Source organism: Pseudomonas sp. DD1 (assembly GCF_044510355.1).
GTDB classification, from domain to species: Bacteria; Pseudomonadota; Gammaproteobacteria; order Pseudomonadales; family Pseudomonadaceae; genus Aquipseudomonas; species Aquipseudomonas shahriarae.
Genome location: NZ_MSAJ01000011.1, coordinates 567351 through 584772 on the forward strand (window position 1 = coordinate 567351; position 17422 = coordinate 584772).

Consider the following 17422-nt stretch of genomic DNA (forward strand, 5'->3'; position numbering starts at 1 on the left):
GTCACTGAGTTCTTATGCCTGCCGTCATCTACATTTTTTCACTGTGTACCTTCACATTCGGCTTGTCCGAATTCGTCGTCGCCGGCCTGGTATCGGCAATCTCCATCGACCTGAGCGAGTCCATCTCGCAAGTGGGCTCGGCCATTGCAGCCTACGCCCTGGGTGCGGCCATCGGCGCCCCGGTCATCACCGCCATGCTGGCCACTTGGCGCGACAAAACCGTATTGCTCCTGACCCTCGCCGTGCTGGCCACCGGCAGCGTAGTCATCAGCCTGGCAGCAGATATCGTGACCCTACATGGCGTACGCTTCGTTATCGGCCTGGCGCACGGTGTATTCATGGCCGTGGCCTCCAACGCCGCAGTCAAGCTGGTTGACCCGCTACGGGCCGGGCGTGCGCTATCACTGGTGTGGATTGGCCTGACCCTGTCGATCGCCTTTGGCGTGCCGATCGGTACCTTTTTCGGCAGCTACTGGTCATGGCGCATGGTATTCCTGGCGATTGGCGGCCTGGGCTTGATCAGCGCCCTGGGCCTGATACTGCTGATGCGCCAACCACCCGCCGACGCACTGCACAAAGACCACGGCCTGAAACAAAGCCTCGCCGCCCTGCTGCAGCGCGAACTGTTGATGGCTGCCAGCATCGCAATGCTGGTGAGCGTGGCGACTTTCTCATTTTTTACCTTTGTGTCGCCGTTCCTGCTGGAGATCACCCGCGTTCAACCACAAGTGCTGAGTTTTGCGATGCTGGTGTTCGGTGTCTGCTCCATCCTTGGCAACGTGCTGGGCGGTTACCTCGCGGATGCATTCGACGCCGACCGATGCCTGCTCGGCGGGTTGAGCGCATTGATGTTCAACCTCTTGGGTTTGTATGTGTGGGGCGACTCGATCATCGCCACCTTGATGCTGGTGGGGCTGTTGGGGGTGGTGTTCTTTGCCATTGTGACCCTGTCGACCCTGCGCTTGCTGCGCCTGGCACACCAGCATATTCCCCAATCCAGTGCAGTGGCTTCAGGGCTCAATATTGCCGCGTTCAACCTCGGCACTGCGCTGGGTGGCATCGGGGCAGGCTGGGTGATCAGCCAGTTCGGGCTGGCCTATATACCCATTGCGGGTGCCGGCGCGGCATTAGTAGCCATGGGCGTGCTTGGGCTGCAGATGAAGCCCAAAGCAGCCGTGGACGATTGAACAGTCCCTGCCACTCAACGGTCTTGTAGGCGCTGCATTGATTGCATTGATGATGACTATCAAACCGACCGGCCTGTTTAATTGCCAATGCTGGTTCCTATAATCGCCCCCACATTCTCCCCCGGCCTGGCTTCAGGCTGCATTCCCCCCGGATTTCAACACCATGCCAAGCGCCAGCCAGGCCCCTCGCAGCCTTCCCGAACATAATCAACAGAGTGTCAAACAGCAGTGGCTGGCGATTCTCTCCGTGGCCGTAGGTGCCTTCGCCCTGGTAACCAGTGAGTTTCTGCCGGTGGGTGTGCTCAATGATGTCGCCAGTGACTTGGGTATCACTGCCGGTCACGCCGGGCTGATGGTGACCCTGCCCGGCATCATGGCCGCCCTCGCCGCGCCTTTGCTGTCGGTCAGCATTGGCACCATGGACCGTCGCTATCTATTGATCGGCCTGACGCTGATCATGATCATCGCCAACTCGGTGGTGGCTTTTGCCAGCGACTTTGGCCTGCTGCTGTTGGGCCGCGTACTGCTGGGCATCAGCATCGGCGGCTTCTGGGCGACCGCCATTGCCCTCAGCGGCCGGCTGGCGCCCAAGGGTGTGGGCGTGGCCCAGGCGACTTCGATCATCATGGTCGGCGTGACCCTCGCCACCGTGCTGGGCGTGCCCGTAGGCACCTGGCTTAGCGGCCTGATGGGCTGGCGCATGACCTTCCTGGTCACCGCGCTGATGGGCGTCCCGGTCCTCCTGGCGCAGATATTTCTGCTGCCACGACTCAACCCGGAGAAAGCCATCCACATCCGCGACCTGCCCGCCTTGTTTATCAACCCCCAAGCGCGAATCGGATTGATCGCAGTATTGCTGATCGGCCTGGCGCACTTTGCCGCGTACACCTATGTGGCGCCGTTCTTCAAGCACAGTGCCGGCTTCGACGGCCCGACGATTGGCTCGTTGCTGTTGCTCTTCGGCGTGGCTGGGGTCGCGGGTAATATTTTTGCCGGCTTTGCCGCCAACCGCAGCGTACGTCACACCCTGTTGCTGGTGGCGCTGATGATCGGCACCAGCACCGCCCTGTTCCCCCACTTCGCCACCGGCATGACCGGCGCAGCCATGTTGATTGGGCTCTGGGGTTTTGCCTTCGGCGCCTTCCCGGCCTGCGCCAGTATCTGGATGTTTGTGGTGGCGCCCAAGGATGTCGAACGCGGCATGCCGCTCTTCGTCGCCCTGTTCCAGGTGATTATTGCCCTGGGTTCATTCTTTGGTGGGCGGATCGTCGACCAGTTGGGCAGCTCGGTGCTCCTGAGCCTCGCCACGGTGCTGGTAGGCTTGGGTTTTGTGACGGTGCTGGTGCTGGGACGCAATGTCAGCAACAGCCTTGCGGCCCAGCCCTGCTGAGCAGTGAAACCTGGCTCTCCCCTCAGGCGGGGGAGCCTACTCGATTTTACGGGACAGCCTGACTTTGGCTTTGCCGATGGGAAACTCTTGCGCGCCCGCCCTTAATGCCAGGGAAACCCGGGTGTTTTGCGCGTCAACCTTCACCAGCAGGTCTATGTCTTTTTGTTTGCCCAGTTTCTGGAAAACATCGAAGATTTCTTTTTCATCGAATGCGTCAATCCAGACGCCATACCGGCTGTTGCCATTGCGCCAATAGAACCCGCAGAACGTTGGAATGGCCCGTTTTACATAGTGATTGTCGAGTAGGGCCTTTCCGAAAAGATTCTCCTGCTCGCCGTTGTAGGCGCTGAATCCGAAATCTAGCCATTCGCCTTGCTGCAGCACAACGACAGGCCTCCAGCTGTATTTCTCCCGGTAGGTGTCGTAGATGTTTGCCGGGGGATAGCCCTGCGTGGCTATTTTTTGCCGGATATCGGCACTGAAGGTCTTATAGGATGGATCATTGAGCATGCGGTCTGCATAGCCGTCTTTGAACATGTACTGGGCATTGCTGTAGGCGCTCTCCTTGGTAAGGTTTGTGGCCTGCGCCTGAAAGACTCCCACTTCCTTCTGGTTTCCCGCCCCGCTCATCCAGAGCACCACCCTGCCCTGTGGCGCCAACCCCACGATAAACGTGCTGTAGGTGTCTTTTTTATGGGTGTCTTGATCAATAAAGCCCTCATCCAGGAGGCTCTTTATCTTCAGTGGGTCCAAGTTCCATTGGCCGCTATAGAACGTTCTCTCCACCAGCGAGTACCACGTGAATTCCAGTTGATAGGGCACTGCCTTTTTTTCCAGCGCCGTGGTCATGGTTCCGCCCGGACTCCCCCAACCGGTGTTCTGTGTGCCCCAGATCGCATCAAAACCGTAGGTAAAGCCCTCAGCGACCAGGGCGCCACGGTAAACCTCCATGGGGTATTCCTGTGGTGCAGAGACAGTTCCCGTCCAGCTATAGGTTTCAGGCATGTCTTTACTCTTGCACGCCGCCATGGAAAAACAGAACAAGACCGCAGCGATCACGGTTATCGGGCTTTTCAGTGTCACGCACTGCCACCTCATGATTGCCTCACAGGAACATCGCCAGCCACTGCACCGGCCTCTCCGGGAATCAGCACCATGCTCTGGGGCGAAGACAATGTAATCCCCATGTCCTGCAGGCGCGCAAGCAGGATGAACAGCAAGTCGCTGCGGGTGCCGGACACCGAGCGCGGGCTATTGACGTAGCCGCTGACCCCAATGATCAAGCCATCCCTGGCCAGGTCCTTGAACGTGACCGAAGGTGCGGGAGTGTCGAGAATCGCCTCGTGCTCGGTAAACGACTGCATCAGCAGTTCGCGAACCTTCAGTACATCGGTATCCAGCGGCAAGGTAAGGGTGATGCTCACCACACCGAGCGCGTTGCCCATGGTGACGTTGCGCACGTTTTGCGAGATGAACTGCGAGTTCGGCACAATCACCGTCGAGCGGTCGGACATCTGGATCTCGGTCGCCCTGACGTTGATCCGGCGAATATCGCCCTCCACGCCCCCCAGGCTGACCCAATCGCCGACCTTCACCGGCCGTTCGGTGAGCAGGATCAGCCCGGAGATGAAGTTCTGCACAATCGCCTGCAAACCGAAGCCGATGCCCACCGACAAGGCACTGACCACCCAGGTCAGGCTGGTCAGGTTGATCCGCAGGGTGGACATCACCAGCAGGCTCAACAACACAAAACCGAGGTAACCCACCAGGGTCACCAGGGACGCGCGCATGCCGGCATCCATGTTGGTTTCAGGCAGCAACCGCTCACTCAGCCAGCGCTTCAAGGTGCGCACGGCGAACAAGCCGACGACAAACATCAGCAGCGCAATGAGGATGTCCTGGGGAACGATCTGCAGGTTACCCAGGGTCTTGCTGGATTCGCCCAGTTGGCTGAAGCCCTGGAGCAACTCACTGGGGCTGGAGCCCGCTGGAAGGAAGGCCGCCATCACGGCGGTGAGCAACAGCAAGGTACGGCCGACGCCCGCCAGCACCGTGCACGCCTGGGCCTGGTGCCGTGGCGACAGCCCCAGGGCGTTGGCCAGTGCCAGGCCGCTGGGCTGCCTGGGCGAAAGCAGGGTTTCACAGACGTCACCAAAAAAGGCGATCAACAGGTAGGCCGTGGCTGCCACGACGCTGACCCACAACAGTTTGACGGTAAGGAAGTAGGCCAGGGACAGATACCCGGTGAACAACGCAAGGACAATCACCGCCACCCACATCGACGCGACAAAGGGCAACATGCCGGCGAGCCCACCCGGGCGCTGCAGCTCCAGTTTTTTGCGCACGTGGCGCACGCGCAGCAACGCGGCGATGAAGATCAGCGCGGTGGTCAGGGCGGTCAGGCCATTGAGCGCCACGGTCAGCGCCAGGCTGGCCCCCGTGACATTGTTGATCCGCTCCTCGGTCGCCACCAGCATCAACGCCACCGCCAGAATCGCCGGGAAAGGCCCCAGGGCACTGGCGATTTCATCGGCAATGGCCGGCAACCGCCAGGACGGGCGTGGCAGCATCAGCAAGGCGCGTCCAAGGCCGGCAATAAACGCACAGAATGTAGCCAGGGTGACTAGGTGATCGGACAGCCGGCCCAGGTTTTCACTCAGGACCGCATTGCTTTCCAAGCCCCAGCGCATCAGCGAGACGGCCCCCATGATCGTCAGGATCGACGATAAGCCTACCGCCACCGCCAACGTGCTGCGCCGCAGGCGCCCCTCCGGCAGCCAACGGATCATCGCCCAGGTAAGCAGATGCTCGAGCAGTCGCCGGCCGAAACTCCAGATCAGTACCGCCACCAACAGCGTGCTGAAGAACGCCCAGCGGTGCTCCGGGCTGATGGCACTCTTGAGGGCAACGATGCCTTCGGCCTTGAGGTTGTCCAGGCGCTGCAGGTCTTCAGCGGTGGGGCGGATCAGGGTCGACCAGAATGTGGGACTGAAGGGCGAATCGGTACGGGAGGTGACCTGGGAATTGAACAGATTGCGCCGCAGGTTGACGATCTGCGCGGCGAGTTCGCGGCTCGTCTGGCTCAGTTGCTTGGCGTGCTGCTCATCCTCAAGCAGGCTGTTCTTTTTTCGGGTCAGGGCATCCCGCTGCTCGGTGAGGCTCTGCGCCTCTCCCGGCTGGGCCGCGCCCAATACCTTGAGTTGATCGTCAATGCGCTCCATCTCGGTGGCGCGCACCGTGAGCAATGCCCCGGCCAGTTGTTGCACCTGCAGTGCGCCCTGTCGAAATTCCGCCAGCTTTTCGTCACTGGTACTGATGGGGACACTCTGGCGAATCAGCTCAAGCTGCTGGCCAAGCTGCTTGAGGTTGGCGTCTTCGGGCAACAGCGCCAGGCTGTCGACGACCTCTACTGGCGCCGGCGTGGCGGCCGCATCTGCCCATCCCGGCAGGCTGATAGCCATAACCATGGCCAGCAAGGCCTGGCAGATGACGCCCCTATAAATTCGCCGCATCAATTCACCCTTTTCTGTCTTTTTTCCATTGGCATTATGGACCGCCACGGCAGAAAGGAAATTCCGCCCTGGCGGTAAAAGAGTAGATGCGGCGTTTTCCTCTCAGTCAACCAGTGTGGCCCTGGGCGCCAATGCCCACGGCGCCTGCAAGCGCTGCGGGGTCTGGCAGGTTTTGCGCTTGAACACGAAGTTGCGGCACTTCTCGGCAAACTGCTGGCGGTTTTCCACCATATCCAACCGCATCTGTGCCAGCTCGTTTTCGCGGCAGCGCTCAATCTGCGCAAGGTTCATGTTCGATTTGCGCGCACGATGCAGGGCGTATCTTTCATCGGTCAACGCGTCGCTGGCCTGTTGCAGCAGCCATAAGCCAAATGCCCGTGGGCAGCGTGGGCCGATGTCCTGGACCATTCCCCAGTGCCGGGCCTGGAGGGCGCTGATCGGCAGGCATTCTTCGACAAGCTTGTGGGCGACTTCACTGCCGACCGCCCGAGGCAGGCTGTAGGTCCAGTATTCGGAGCCATACAAGCCCATGGTCTTGTAATGCGGATTAAGGACCACACCCGCCCGGGCGAAGACGATGTCGGCGGCCAGCGCCAGCATCACACCGCCGGCTCCGGCGCTGCCCGTCAGGCCACTGACCACCAGTTGCCGGGCCGTCAGCAGCTCGCGGCAGACATCGTCGATGGCCTGGATATTGGCCCAGGCTTCCAACCCCGGCACTTCGGCCGCCTGAATCACGTTGAGGTGCACCCCATTGGAAAAGCTCCCGCGCCCTCCCCTGACCAGCAGCACCTGGGTGTCACGAGCCTTGGCCCAGCGCAACGCCGCGACCAGCCGCTGGCACTGTTCAGTGCTCATGGCACCGTTGTAGAACTCGAAGGTCAGCTCGCCCACATGACCGGTTTCTCGGTAACGAATCGGCTGATACGCCATCTCGTCGAACCCTTGGTTGGCGAGCGAGCCGTCCAGCACCGGCACATCAGCCAGTTGCCCGGCTAATACATGGCGGGCCGGTAACTTGAAGGTTTCCTCGCCGGGCAAGGCCTTGCGCTTGAGCGAGCCGAGCCACAGGCTGTGATCGCCGGCCGCAACCAATACCGCGTCGTCCTGTACCGCAAGGATCTCGCCCGGCGTGCCGCGGCGCGCATCCAGGTGCGCGTCATACAGGTAATACTGCCCGCCGGCGAGGCTGGCCAACACCCCGGGCTGGCCGTCAGCGGCGTCGATACTGCGCTTGATAAACCGTGCGCAATCGTACCAACTGAAGGTGCGGTCAGCCTGCTTCATATTCGGCTGCAAACGCCCAGCGACGTCGGGCTGCGTGTAATCGAGGGGCGTGGGCACGAACCCCCTGGCGAATTTCTCCACCACATCGCGGATGCAAGAGATCGCCGCGTCACTCACCAGGCCGTTGTACAACTCGGATTTGCGCACGTCGGCGGGCATGTCGAACTCGCAGGTCGACCAGATCGGACCGGCGTCCATTTCCTCCACCGCCTGCAAGGCCGTGACGCCCCAGCGCCTGACTTGCTGGGTGATGGCCCAGTCCAGCGCGCTGGCGCCACGGTCGCCGACGATGCCCGGATGAATGATCACCACCGGGCGCTCAGGATTGCTCCAGAGTTGTTGCGGTACGCGGTCCTTGAGAAACGGACAAATCACCAGGTCCGCCGCCGATGCCTCGATCTGCCGACATACCGAGGCTTCATCGGTGAAAAGCACCACACTGGGCGCGTGCCCCAACTGGCGTAAGTCCAGCCAGGCCCGCTGGGTCAACCCGTTGAACGCCGATGACAACAACATGATCTTCAATGACTGCATGACTGACTCTTCCTTGAGAATGCATGGCCGCAGGCTCCTTGAGCCATCCTTGGCCTTATATGGAAGTGCAAGAGTAGAGGGAGTATCGGGGGAGGCAGATGATCGAGGTCAATCTTGTGTCAGCACATCGGCTTGATTTGAGTGGCGTGCATGTTAGCCAATGCACCCAGCTTGACCCGCTCAGCAGCTACCCGCCTGATCTTGCTGATGTACTGGTTGCTTGGGCTGCAGGCGTAGTCTCCTGACACCTTGTGACGGCTTTCTAAACGTGGGAAATACAAAAGCCGGGAGACAATCTCCCGGCTTTTTATTGATAAAAATCTGATCTCGCGCCAGCCCTGCGGGACTACGCCGGCAACGATCAGCTGGATATCGCTTGCGGCAGATGCTCACCCGGATACCCGGCTTCACTCAGCACCGTGAGCAGCGTGTGCGCATCCAGAGTGCTGTCAATCACGACCACACGTGTGGGCGGATCAGTTTTGATCTGGGCCTGCGGGTCTACGCCCAGCAGCACCCGGGTAACGGACCTGGCGCAGCCGCCACAGGTCATGTTTGGTATGAAAAAGCGCAGCATGTGGAACTCCTGAAGTTGCTCTGAAGAGTGAATGTGAGCCTTGCCAGCGCTTAAAAATGCATCTGCATCGCGGCGCGATGCTGGGACGAGGCGGCCGTATCCCCCCCAAACCGGGGGGGATTCTGAGGAGCCCTGGGGCGCAGTTCCATCGCCACGGCGGCTGTGCGCTGCGCCAAACCGGCAATGATCGGGCAATCCGGACGATCGTTGCCATGGCATTGCTCGGCCAACTGCTCAAGGGTTTGCGCCATGGCCTGCAGGTCAGCAATCTTCGCCTTCAACCCGGCCACATGGGACAGGGCCATGGCCTTGACGTCGATACAGCCGCGATCAGGGTCGCCCCACAAAACCAGCAACTCGGAGATCTGCCTGACCGAAAAGCCAAGGTCACGCGCGCGGCGAATGAAACGCAGGTTTTGCACATCCTGTGTACCGTAGTTTCGATAGCCGGCATCAGACCGGCTGACCTTGGGCACCAAACCAATCTGTTCGTAGTAGCGAATCGACTTAGCCGAAACGCCGGAGAACTTGGCTGCTTGACCGATATTCATCATTCTCTCCTCCTGAGGGAACCTATCAACTACTCACTGCAAAATCGGGAACTCACCTGCACACGGCGTATGAGTACGCTTGGCCGTGTCCTCAAACAATCACGCTCGGATGAGGTTCACTGGCCATTACAGCCTCCTCAATCGTGTTCAAACCCAAGCCTGATATCAGTGCTCATTCGCTAGGCGTGGCTTGGCCAATGCCGCCCCACCCACTGGCGCCTCGGCGCTGCTCTCTACTGTCATCGGTGCTCGGAAGCGCTTGAGCCGCAGTGCGTTGCCAAGCACGAAGATACTGGAGAGCGCCATCGCCGCCGCGGCGAAGATCGGCGACAGCAGCGTGCCGTTCAGCGGGTACAGAACGCCCGCCGCAACCGGTATCAACAACGCGTTGTAGGCGAAGGCCCAGAACAGGTTCTGCTTGATGTTGCGGATCGTCGCCTGGCTGAGGGCGATGGCGTTCGGCACGCCGCGCAAGTCGCCCGACATCAGCACCACGTCAGCGGCTTCGATGGCCACATCGGTGCCGGTGCCGATGGCAAGCCCGACGTCTGCTTCGGCGAGTGCCGGTGCGTCGTTGATCCCGTCACCCACAAAGGCAACTCGCGCCCCCTTGCTGCGAAACTTCTTCAGCGCCGCGACCTTACCGTCGGGCAACACCTCGGCCGCCACCTCATCGATGCCCAGTTGCCTGGCGATTGCCGCTGCCGTGGCCGCATTGTCACCGGTGATCATCGCCACCCTGAGCCCCAGCGCATGCAAGGCCCTGATCGCTTCGGGCGTGGTCTCCTTGATCGGATCGGCAACCGCGATCACCGCCGCCAGGCGGCCATCAATCGCCGCATAGAGCGGGCTTTTGCCTTGCTCGCCGAGACGCCGGGCAGTCGACTGGAAGCCCGTCACATCAAGGCCCAGTTGCGTCATGAACCGGTCGGCCCCCACAGAGACCGTGCGCGCGGCGACCTTCGCCGTCACGCCAAAGCCCGGTACGGCGTCGAAGGCCTCAATCGGTGCAAGCGTGATGCCCTTGCTCTTTGCCGCGCTGACAATCGCTTCGGCAATCGGATGTTCGGAGCGTGTCTCCACCGCCGCGACAAGTGCCAATACTTCGTCGTAGTCAAAGCCCTCGGCGGGAACCAGGTCGGTCAACTCAGGCCGGCCCTTGGTCAGCGTGCCAGTCTTGTCGAGGGCGATAATCGACACATCGCGTAGCGCCTGCAATGCCTCGCCCTTGCGGAAAAGCACCCCGAGCTCGGCTGCGCGGCCCGTGCCGACCATGATCGAGGTCGGCGTGGCCAGCCCCATGGCACAGGGACAGGCAATAATAAGCACCGCTACCGCGTTGACCAACGCGAACGTCAGCGCCGGCGTCGGGCCAAAAATCAGCCAGACCAGGAAGGTCACCGTGGCCGCCGCCATCACCGCCGGGACAAACCACATCGTGACCTTGTCCACCAGTGCCTGGATCGGCAGCTTGGAGCCCTGCGCCTCTTCCACCAGGCGAATAATCTGCGCGAGGACGGTGTTGGCCCCCACTTTGGTCACCCGGAAACTGAACGCACCGGTCTTGTTGATCGTGCCGCCAACGACTTCGGCGCCCACGCTTTTGGACACGGGCACCGGTTCGCCGCTGATCATGCTCTCGTCAACGTACGAGGTGCCTTCAATCACCTCGCCGTCGACCGGGACCTTCTCCCCCGGACGAACGAAGACAATGTCGCCGGCCGTCACCTGATCAAGGGCAACTTCCAACATTTCGCCCTTGCGCTCCACGCGCGCGGTCTTCGCCTGGAGACCGACCAGCCGCTTGATCGCCTGTGAGGTTCGCCCCTTGGCGCGCGCCTCCAACGTGCGGCCCAGCAGGATCAGGGTCACAATCACCGCTGCGGCTTCGAAATAGACGTTGGCGGTGCCCTGCGGCAGAACCTCGGGAATAAACGTCGCGACCAGCGAATAACCGTAAGCCGCCGCGGTGCCCACAGAGACTAGCGAGTTCATGTCTGGCGCCCCTCGCAGCAACGCCGGTACGCCTTTGCGGAAAAACCGCAGCCCTGGGCCGAACAACACGAGGGTGGCCAGCGCGAACTGTACATACCAGTTCGTCTGCTGCCCCATGACCCCCATCACCCAATGGTGCATGGCAGGGATAAGGTGCGAACCCATCTCAAGGATGAAGACCGGCAAAGTGAGGAGCGCTGCAATCAACATGGAGCGCTGCAACTCCCGAGCTTCGCTGTCGCGCCGCGCGGCATCCTGGTCGCCCTCGCTCGGCGACTCGGCGGACAAGCGGCGGGCCTTGTAGCCGGCCTGCTCCACTGCTGCTTCAAGGTCTGCCGTGGAGACTGCGCCGCCCAAGTGGCGCACCCGGGCACGCTCGGTGGCCAGGTTAACCGTGGCTTCGAGCACGCCGGGGATTTTAGCCAGGGCCTTTTCGACCCGACCCACACATGACGCACAGGTCATGCCTTCTATCGCAAGATGAGTCGTCTCTTCACGCACGCTGTAGCCTGCGCTCTCGATGGCACGCACCGCCGCCTGGGGATCGGGCGCCCCGGTGAAGGTGATGCTGGCATGCTCGGTGGCAAGATTGACGGCGGCCGTGTGCACGCCAGGCACCGCTTTCAGCGCGCGCTCGACCCGACCGACGCAGGATGCGCACGTCATGCCCTCGACCGGCAGACTCAGGCGCACCTCCCGCGAACTGGATGGGTTGGACCCCTGCTGATGGGAAACCGTAGCCATTGCAATACCCCTTGAATGTTACTGATGAAGCAAGCCTGAAGCTTCCCATGATGGAAAGGTCAAGGCTTTTGCATCATCTGTTTCGCCAGGTTGGCGGTTGGTGTGACAGCTGGACTGCGGATGACGTTACCGCACGCAGATCGTAAGAGCCTGCGCGCGGACCTTGAGCGATACCGGCAACCGCTCTAGACCGGCCTCTGATGAGTTCGACTGCCATCAAAACCACTGAGCCTGAGGCTCTGAGTGCATGATATCTTCACCCCTCCAACGCTGGTTTTTCCAGTTCAGTCTCACCTCACCAAGGGCAACCCATGCCGGCGATTATTCGCGTTGCTGTACCGGAAGATGCACAACGCCTGCCTGCCATCGAAATTTCCGCAGCTCAAGCCTTCCGCATGATTGATGGGTTGAGTTGGCTGGCTGAATCCCCCCCGATGTCCGTTGAGCAACATCGCCAACGTATCGCGCTCTCGACCTGCTGGGTCGCCCTGGACGCCGAAAACCGGCCGCAAGGTTTTCTCAGCGCTGCGCGCCACGGCAATGACTTACACATCTATGAGTTATCCGTGATGCACGCGGTGCAGGGACAAGGTTGGGGGCGGCGTCTGGTTGAGGCCGCAAAGGACTATGCCCGCGCCAACAGACTGAGTTTCGTAACGCTCACGACATTCACGAGCGTGCCATGGAACGCCCCCTTTTATGCCCGCCTGGGATTCCAGATCAAAGCCACCGCAGACCTGGATCAGAGGCTAGCGGCCTTATTGAGCGAGGAGTACCAGCACGGATTCGCGCCGGGCAGTCGGTGTGCCATGGCATGGCCAGTGGCTTAAGGCGTTTACGCTGTAAACGTCCCGCTGACACTCCTTGTGAACAAGCGGGGACGTTTTTATCGTCACCGATGAGCTCTTAGCGTAGTGACGGTGATGGCTTCACCGTTTGCTGGGACGGGAGATACCTTGATATTTCGATTACATCCGTACGGACGGCGGACGGCTGACCAGCAAGGTTGCGGGCATAGCTGCACAATGTGATGGGGAGCTGTGACACCTGGTAAGGGTTGCCGCCGTTGGCCAATGCATAGCGGACGTCGTCGATGTCTTGGCACAAAGCCCGTTCTGAAGCATCCACGTAGAAGTAGTGATGGGTGAAGTCTGTGGTTTGGTCGTCCCAGTTGACGTTGTAGCTCAGGCTGATCTGCGGTGTCGGCGTTGGGGCGGTCAAAAATACGGAGTGTGTGAAAACATTGTGGAGCAAGGCTGGCGTCAGGGGCTCGCTGCGGTTTTGTATCCCAATGATGCACAACACATGGGCCCCCAGCGCCGGCCCGATCGCCTGGTTGATGTAACCATCCGTTGACGCTACGGCGTTGTGATAGTCGCTGGGAGATCGACACTCCCTAACCTCGCGCACGGCCTTGAATCGATAGTAGGGATCGTTGACCGAGAATCTGATGTTCCACGTGGGCCAAATACTGAGCCCGTTCACACCCTGCTGCAAATGCACGTAGGGGTTGAGTTTCCAAGGCTCTTCAAGGACGAGTTCGACGGATTTCAGTTGGCAGTCCCGCGTGTTATTCAAGAACTGGCCATCGACAAAACAATGATGAAGGTCGTTCGCTGGATAGCTATAGTTAAACTTGGCCGCTTCACACGCGGAGGTATTCAGACAGTTGCTGAGGATGTCCTTTTTGATGACAGCAGCGACCTTGCTGACAATGCCAGTAATTTCGTTGGTACCCCGATCGAGCATCGGGCTCCCGGAGCTTCCGTACTGAAGGTCTTGGCAACGGTTTTTCATGGCGCCAGGAAATACACCGGGATGCTCGACAAAGCTATTTGTTGCCGTTTCCTTGCACGCACTCATGCGTAAGCCTTTTTGGCGAAACCCGGTCGGGGATCCGACATTGATGACCTCCCGCTCTCCAGTGTGCTGATGAGCCGCGAGCTTGAGTGGCATGACCCCCTCTGCAATGAGGGCAGCCAATGGCGCATCAAGCTCCAGAACCGCCAGATCAGTGCCGACCATACTGCTCCAATGCGCTGTTTTAATGCGAAATTTCCGGTGTTGCGCGGGAGTATCGTGGAAATAGTTGAAGGTGATGCTCGCCTCTACGGTTTGGTTGATAGAAGCCGTGCCGTAGCTGAAGTAAACACAATGCCCACTCGTCAATACATAGGCGGGGCCAACGGTTTTATTCTGCCGGTCGCGAGTATCCAGCAGAACCGCATTGCAGCTTTGCCCGATTGCATTTTTCATAAGTCCAATGCCGGACCACAGCCCATAGCGCAGGTCGTGGTTCTGCAACGCCACAGACGGGTCCTGTTCGGTCAGTCCTTCAGCCAGATCCCTGCCGTGGGTTTGTCCGGCAATACAAGAAACCAAAAGAAATAGAAAGGGGATAAAACAACGGGTCAGCATGATTGAGCCTCGAAGTGTTGCAACAGTGATTTGCGCTGAATTTACTCGGCACTTCTCACTGATGTGACATATCGGGTTGCTACAGTGAACGACCGAGGAAGTACTCATGCACGTGCCAACAACGCCCGCGTGAAGTCGTCACCACCAGAGACCGGCCGTCAATGTTGCAAGGGTGTAGTCTTGGCCTACCGGACGGCTGCATCTGAAAGCGCCCTGCTTCCAGCCTTCTGAAGGTTGGGCTCAGGGCGAGATGTTCAGCAGATGATCCACAATCGCCGCTCTAGTTCAAACTCATCCGGCGCGAATTGCCATTTCTGAGAGTGCCATCGCGAGCTCCTGAACAGAGTCAGGGCCAGAACGGTGTGGTGACCAAATATTGATGTCGGTGCTCGTTCATAAAGCGGCATTTCACTTGAGCTCCCTGACGAAGCGCCGCGCTGTATTTTTGATACGTCGCGCTTTTCTCCCAAGCGCCGCATTTGGGCTCGCAACCGTAAAATCTCGCTTTTGGCTTCGAGCAGTTCGTTGACCTGTTTCTCGACTTTGTCAGAAAGCACGGCGTTGACCCGTTTGTAGACACGGTGGGTCATTGGGCGCTCAGACCCTATCCCTCCACTACAACCAGGCAGGTGCCAGGGGCGGTAACACACCACAAAAGGCTCTATTTCAATAAATAATTATTGTAATACAGTAATTTCTTGTGCAAAAATCGAGCTCCACCCATCAAAAAGGCTTAAAAAATGCCCATTAACCGCCTTGCTTCCTTTAGCCAGCGTATGGCTGCTCTAACACTGACGCTCATAGCCTGCATGCTCATCCTCAATGCCGCACTGTGGGTATTTCCGATATTGGGGTCAGACGATGGATTAGGGCTTGGATTTTCCCTGAGCGGAGTGATGTTGACCCAACTCGCGGTAAAAATCGAAGTGCTCGCCTGGTGGCAAATACTCGGCGCGATCGTCATCTCCAGCGTGCCTTTGATCGCCTTGGCCAGCGGCCTGAATCACCTCCGCCGCCTGTTCCAGGGGTATGCCCGGAGCGAGTATTTCTCCAATAATGCTGCCGTTCACTTAGGGAAAGTTGGAAGGGGGGTCATTCTTTGGGTGGTTTCAAGTTTCATATGCACACCAATATTGAGTATTCTGGTCACCTTACATGCTCCACCCGGTCAACGCTTACTTACCATCAGCTTTACACCAGCGGACTTTATCGCTCTCTTTCTCGCCGGATGTATCGCGGTGATCGCGCGAATTTTGGCACAAGCGAGTGAAGTAAGTTCCGAAAATCAAACCTTTGTGTAAGGCCAGCATAATGACGATCATTATTGAGTTAGATGTAATGCTAGCAAAACGCAAAGTTAAGTCAAAAGACCTTGCCGCCGCAATTGGTATCACCGAACAAAATCTATCCCTATTAAAGCAAGGCAAGGTCAAAGGGGTACGTCTAGCTACACTTGAGGCGATCTGTGCCCATTTAAGTTGTCAGCCTGGAGATCTCCTAGTGTACCAACCGGAGCCACATGTTTCTGTTGTCGTCTAGCAAATGCCCACCACGGGAGATCAACTGCGAGTTAGAGTCTGGTACGCGCTCAAAACACGCCAACTTCCAGCATTCACTTTCTGAATAGTTGTGATTTGGAGTTTGCAGACTATTTTGGATACGACCGGCTCAAAATAGCTACTGTTTATTGTTGGAAGCAGCAGCCCAGGCCGCGTCGAGTGCTGCTGCATGGGAAAGGGTCAAGGAAAACCCAAGTGGAATGAAGTCGGATCAGCCTACCGGCGCCCACCCTGCTCCGTGGGTGCCGGTGAGTCCGACGTAAAATCCTATTCTGCGTACCTCCACCGTGAATGGCTTAGGCGGGACAAGCCTGCCTGCAATGCAAACGCAACGATCACGGTAGAGGGGGCGGAAAAGCGGCTCAGCTCACCGCCTGCAAACATCAACGCCAGTCCCAGTGCTGTAGCCCCAAACCATGCGGTCAAACCCACCGGATTGAAGGCTGCCACCCGCTCAAGCGCCTTCACATCACTGTGCTCGCAGAGGATCTTGGCCAACGCCACGCCGACCCAGGCCACCACGAAAATCCCCTGATACGCCAACGCTTTGAGGAGGTAGGCAAACACATCCGCCAGCATCAACCCATAGACGATCACACCGACCACTATTGCCCACATCAGGTATGAACCGCGCGCGCCAAAACGCCCGAAGAACGCCTGCATATTCAGCGTCGCCAAGTAGTAATTGGCGGTGTTGATCCGGGTTTGCGTAGCCCAGACGAACAGCAACCCCCACAGGCCCATCAACTGCAGAATCGCCATCACTACTGACACTTCGCTCAGCGCACCTTCATGGGGAATGCTACTCACCAGATAGATCCCCGCCGCGCCGTTGAGCAGAAACGTCACCGCGTAGAATGGCATGCCAAAGTTCCAGCGACCGTGGTATTCGGCGTCTTCAGGCTTGCCAAAACGTGCGTAGTCAAAGGTGAACAGCATCAGCACCCAGACGCCCATGTAAGCGACAAAGCAATCCCACCAGCCGAATGCACTCGGTGTTGCCGGGCCGAAATCCAGCCATTGAGGCTGGTAGCCATACCGGCTGATCGATAGCCCCACCGCCACCAGCAAACCTGCGAGGTACACCGGGAGCAACACGCCGTTGAGCTTGTCCAGCCAGTGCTGCACGCTACCCAGTATCAGCGGCACGCTGTAGAGCACCACTACCAGTGCGGCAAGCGGATAGGCCAATTGCGGATAGAGGTGGTTGAGCGCCACGGCGATCACCGAACCTTCAAACACTGCGTAATAGATTGCGGTCGAGAAGAAAATCAGCGTCGCCAGACACGCCCCGGTGCTGCCGAACAGTAGTCGTGAAAACAACGCCACCGACAGACCGCTGCGAATCGCAAAGCGGCTGAGCACGCTGTTGATCAGTCCATAGCTGATCACCGACAGGACCATGCCGATCAGCGCATTGCGCGTACCGAACGACAACGCCAATGACGCACCCACGACGATGTAAAACATCGCACTGCACACCGCCCACCAAGCCATAGTCAGGGATAATCGCCCCATGCGTGCTTCGGTCGGGACGGGCTGATGGGCCGGGTCTTGCCCGATTTGATTCGATTGCGATAAAGCAGCCATATGCGTGAACTCCAAAACCAGTCAAAGGTTGAAGCGCGGGCAGCCGTCACCGCACCGAAGTACGGCGTTGGCATACCG

At 59.1% G+C, this 17422-nt stretch carries 14 protein-coding genes; 5 read left to right on the forward strand and 9 right to left on the reverse strand.

Features of this window, described 5'->3' with window-relative positions:
• The first annotated feature begins 14 nt into the window (after window positions 1-14).
• Window positions 15-1187, forward strand: a complete 1173-nt coding sequence (locus PSFL_RS10375) for an MFS transporter (RefSeq protein ID WP_169960628.1) — start codon at window positions 15-17, stop codon at window positions 1185-1187.
• 163 nt (window positions 1188-1350) lie between these two features.
• A complete protein-coding gene (locus PSFL_RS10380) occupies window positions 1351-2577 on the forward strand; it encodes an MFS transporter (RefSeq protein ID WP_170044183.1) in 1227 nt (408 codons plus the stop codon).
• Between the two features lie 36 nt (window positions 2578-2613).
• Here PSFL_RS10380 and PSFL_RS10385 read toward each other — a convergent pair whose 3' ends face one another.
• From PSFL_RS10385 to PSFL_RS10410, 6 genes are all read right to left on the reverse strand, one after another.
• Window positions 2614-3660, reverse strand: coding sequence for a DUF2931 family protein (locus PSFL_RS10385; RefSeq protein ID WP_397469980.1), 1047 nt, complete (start codon window positions 3658-3660; stop codon window positions 2614-2616).
• An 11-nt stretch (window positions 3661-3671) separates the two neighbouring features.
• Window positions 3672-6044, reverse strand: coding sequence for a DUF3772 domain-containing protein (locus PSFL_RS10390; protein ID WP_374068300.1), 2373 nt, complete (start codon window positions 6042-6044; stop codon window positions 3672-3674).
• Window positions 6045-6191: 147 nt separating this feature from the next.
• On the reverse strand, window positions 6192-7910 hold the full coding sequence (locus PSFL_RS10395) for a hydrogenase maturation protein (RefSeq protein ID WP_198817478.1): 1719 nt from the start codon (window positions 7908-7910) through the stop codon (window positions 6192-6194).
• 361 nt (window positions 7911-8271) lie between these two features.
• Window positions 8272-8487: a heavy-metal-associated domain-containing protein gene (locus tag PSFL_RS10400; protein WP_397469981.1), complete on the reverse strand. Its 216-nt coding sequence runs from the start codon at window positions 8485-8487 to the stop codon at window positions 8272-8274.
• A 50-nt stretch (window positions 8488-8537) separates the two neighbouring features.
• Window positions 8538-9038 carry a Cu(I)-responsive transcriptional regulator gene (cueR, locus tag PSFL_RS10405; RefSeq protein WP_170044186.1) on the reverse strand — a complete coding sequence of 167 codons (501 nt, stop codon included), beginning with the start codon at window positions 9036-9038 and terminating at the stop codon, window positions 8538-8540.
• Between the two features lie 165 nt (window positions 9039-9203).
• Window positions 9204-11777: a heavy metal translocating P-type ATPase gene (locus PSFL_RS10410; protein ID WP_397469982.1), complete on the reverse strand. Its 2574-nt coding sequence runs from the start codon at window positions 11775-11777 to the stop codon at window positions 9204-9206.
• A gap of 311 nt (window positions 11778-12088) precedes the next feature.
• On the opposite strand from PSFL_RS10410, the gene PSFL_RS10415 reads away from it, so the two are divergent.
• Entirely contained in the window at window positions 12089-12607 is a 519-nt protein-coding gene (locus PSFL_RS10415; RefSeq protein ID WP_397469983.1) for a GNAT family N-acetyltransferase, read from the forward strand.
• Between the two features lie 76 nt (window positions 12608-12683).
• On the opposite strand, the gene PSFL_RS10420 is transcribed toward PSFL_RS10415, so the two are convergent.
• Both PSFL_RS10420 and PSFL_RS10425 read right to left on the reverse strand, forming a co-directional pair.
• Entirely contained in the window at window positions 12684-14195 is a 1512-nt protein-coding gene (locus PSFL_RS10420; protein WP_170059269.1) for a serine protease, read from the reverse strand.
• Between the two features lie 254 nt (window positions 14196-14449).
• Complete coding sequence (locus tag PSFL_RS10425) at window positions 14450-14785, reverse strand: hypothetical protein (RefSeq protein WP_397469984.1); 336 nt, start codon at window positions 14783-14785, stop codon at window positions 14450-14452.
• A 150-nt stretch (window positions 14786-14935) separates the two neighbouring features.
• On the opposite strand from PSFL_RS10425, the gene PSFL_RS10430 reads away from it, so the two are divergent.
• Window positions 14936-15496 (forward strand): DUF2975 domain-containing protein, encoded by a 561-nt coding sequence (locus tag PSFL_RS10430; RefSeq protein WP_057440893.1) that lies wholly within the window; start codon window positions 14936-14938, stop codon window positions 15494-15496.
• Between the two features lie 10 nt (window positions 15497-15506).
• Complete coding sequence (locus tag PSFL_RS10435) at window positions 15507-15734, forward strand: helix-turn-helix transcriptional regulator (protein WP_081044215.1); 228 nt, start codon at window positions 15507-15509, stop codon at window positions 15732-15734.
• Between the two features lie 287 nt (window positions 15735-16021).
• Here the strand turns inward: PSFL_RS10435 and PSFL_RS10440 are convergent, their stop codons facing one another.
• Window positions 16022-17224 (reverse strand): purine-cytosine permease family protein, encoded by a 1203-nt coding sequence (locus PSFL_RS10440; RefSeq protein ID WP_390897818.1) that lies wholly within the window; start codon window positions 17222-17224, stop codon window positions 16022-16024.
• Window positions 17225-17422 lie beyond the last annotated feature (198 nt).

Bases quoted from the DNA above. Each gene is read 5' to 3' on its own strand.
- PSFL_RS10375 (WP_169960628.1), top strand. From the start codon at position 15: ATGCCTGCCGTCATCTACATTTTTTCACTGTGTACCTTCACATTCGGC.
- PSFL_RS10380 (WP_170044183.1), top strand. From the start codon at position 1,351: ATGCCAAGCGCCAGCCAGGCCCCTCGCAGCCTTCCCGAACATAATCAA.
- PSFL_RS10390 (WP_374068300.1), bottom strand. From the start codon at position 6,044: ATGGTTATGGCTATCAGCCTGCCGGGATGGGCAGATGCGGCCGCCACG.
- PSFL_RS10395 (WP_198817478.1), bottom strand. From the start codon at position 7,910: ATGCAGTCATTGAAGATCATGTTGTTGTCATCGGCGTTCAACGGGTTG.
- PSFL_RS10400 (WP_397469981.1), bottom strand. From the start codon at position 8,487: ATGCTGCGCTTTTTCATACCAAACATGACCTGTGGCGGCTGCGCCAGG.
- cueR (WP_170044186.1), bottom strand. From the start codon at position 9,038: ATGAATATCGGTCAAGCAGCCAAGTTCTCCGGCGTTTCGGCTAAGTCG.
- PSFL_RS10410 (WP_397469982.1), bottom strand. From the start codon at position 11,777: ATGGCTACGGTTTCCCATCAGCAGGGGTCCAACCCATCCAGTTCGCGG.
- PSFL_RS10415 (WP_397469983.1), top strand. From the start codon at position 12,089: ATGCCGGCGATTATTCGCGTTGCTGTACCGGAAGATGCACAACGCCTG.
- PSFL_RS10420 (WP_170059269.1), bottom strand. From the start codon at position 14,195: ATGCTGACCCGTTGTTTTATCCCCTTTCTATTTCTTTTGGTTTCTTGT.
- PSFL_RS10425 (WP_397469984.1), bottom strand. From the start codon at position 14,785: ATGACCCACCGTGTCTACAAACGGGTCAACGCCGTGCTTTCTGACAAA.
- PSFL_RS10430 (WP_057440893.1), top strand. From the start codon at position 14,936: ATGCCCATTAACCGCCTTGCTTCCTTTAGCCAGCGTATGGCTGCTCTA.
- PSFL_RS10435 (WP_081044215.1), top strand. From the start codon at position 15,507: ATGACGATCATTATTGAGTTAGATGTAATGCTAGCAAAACGCAAAGTT.
- PSFL_RS10440 (WP_390897818.1), bottom strand. From the start codon at position 17,224: ATGTTTTACATCGTCGTGGGTGCGTCATTGGCGTTGTCGTTCGGTACG.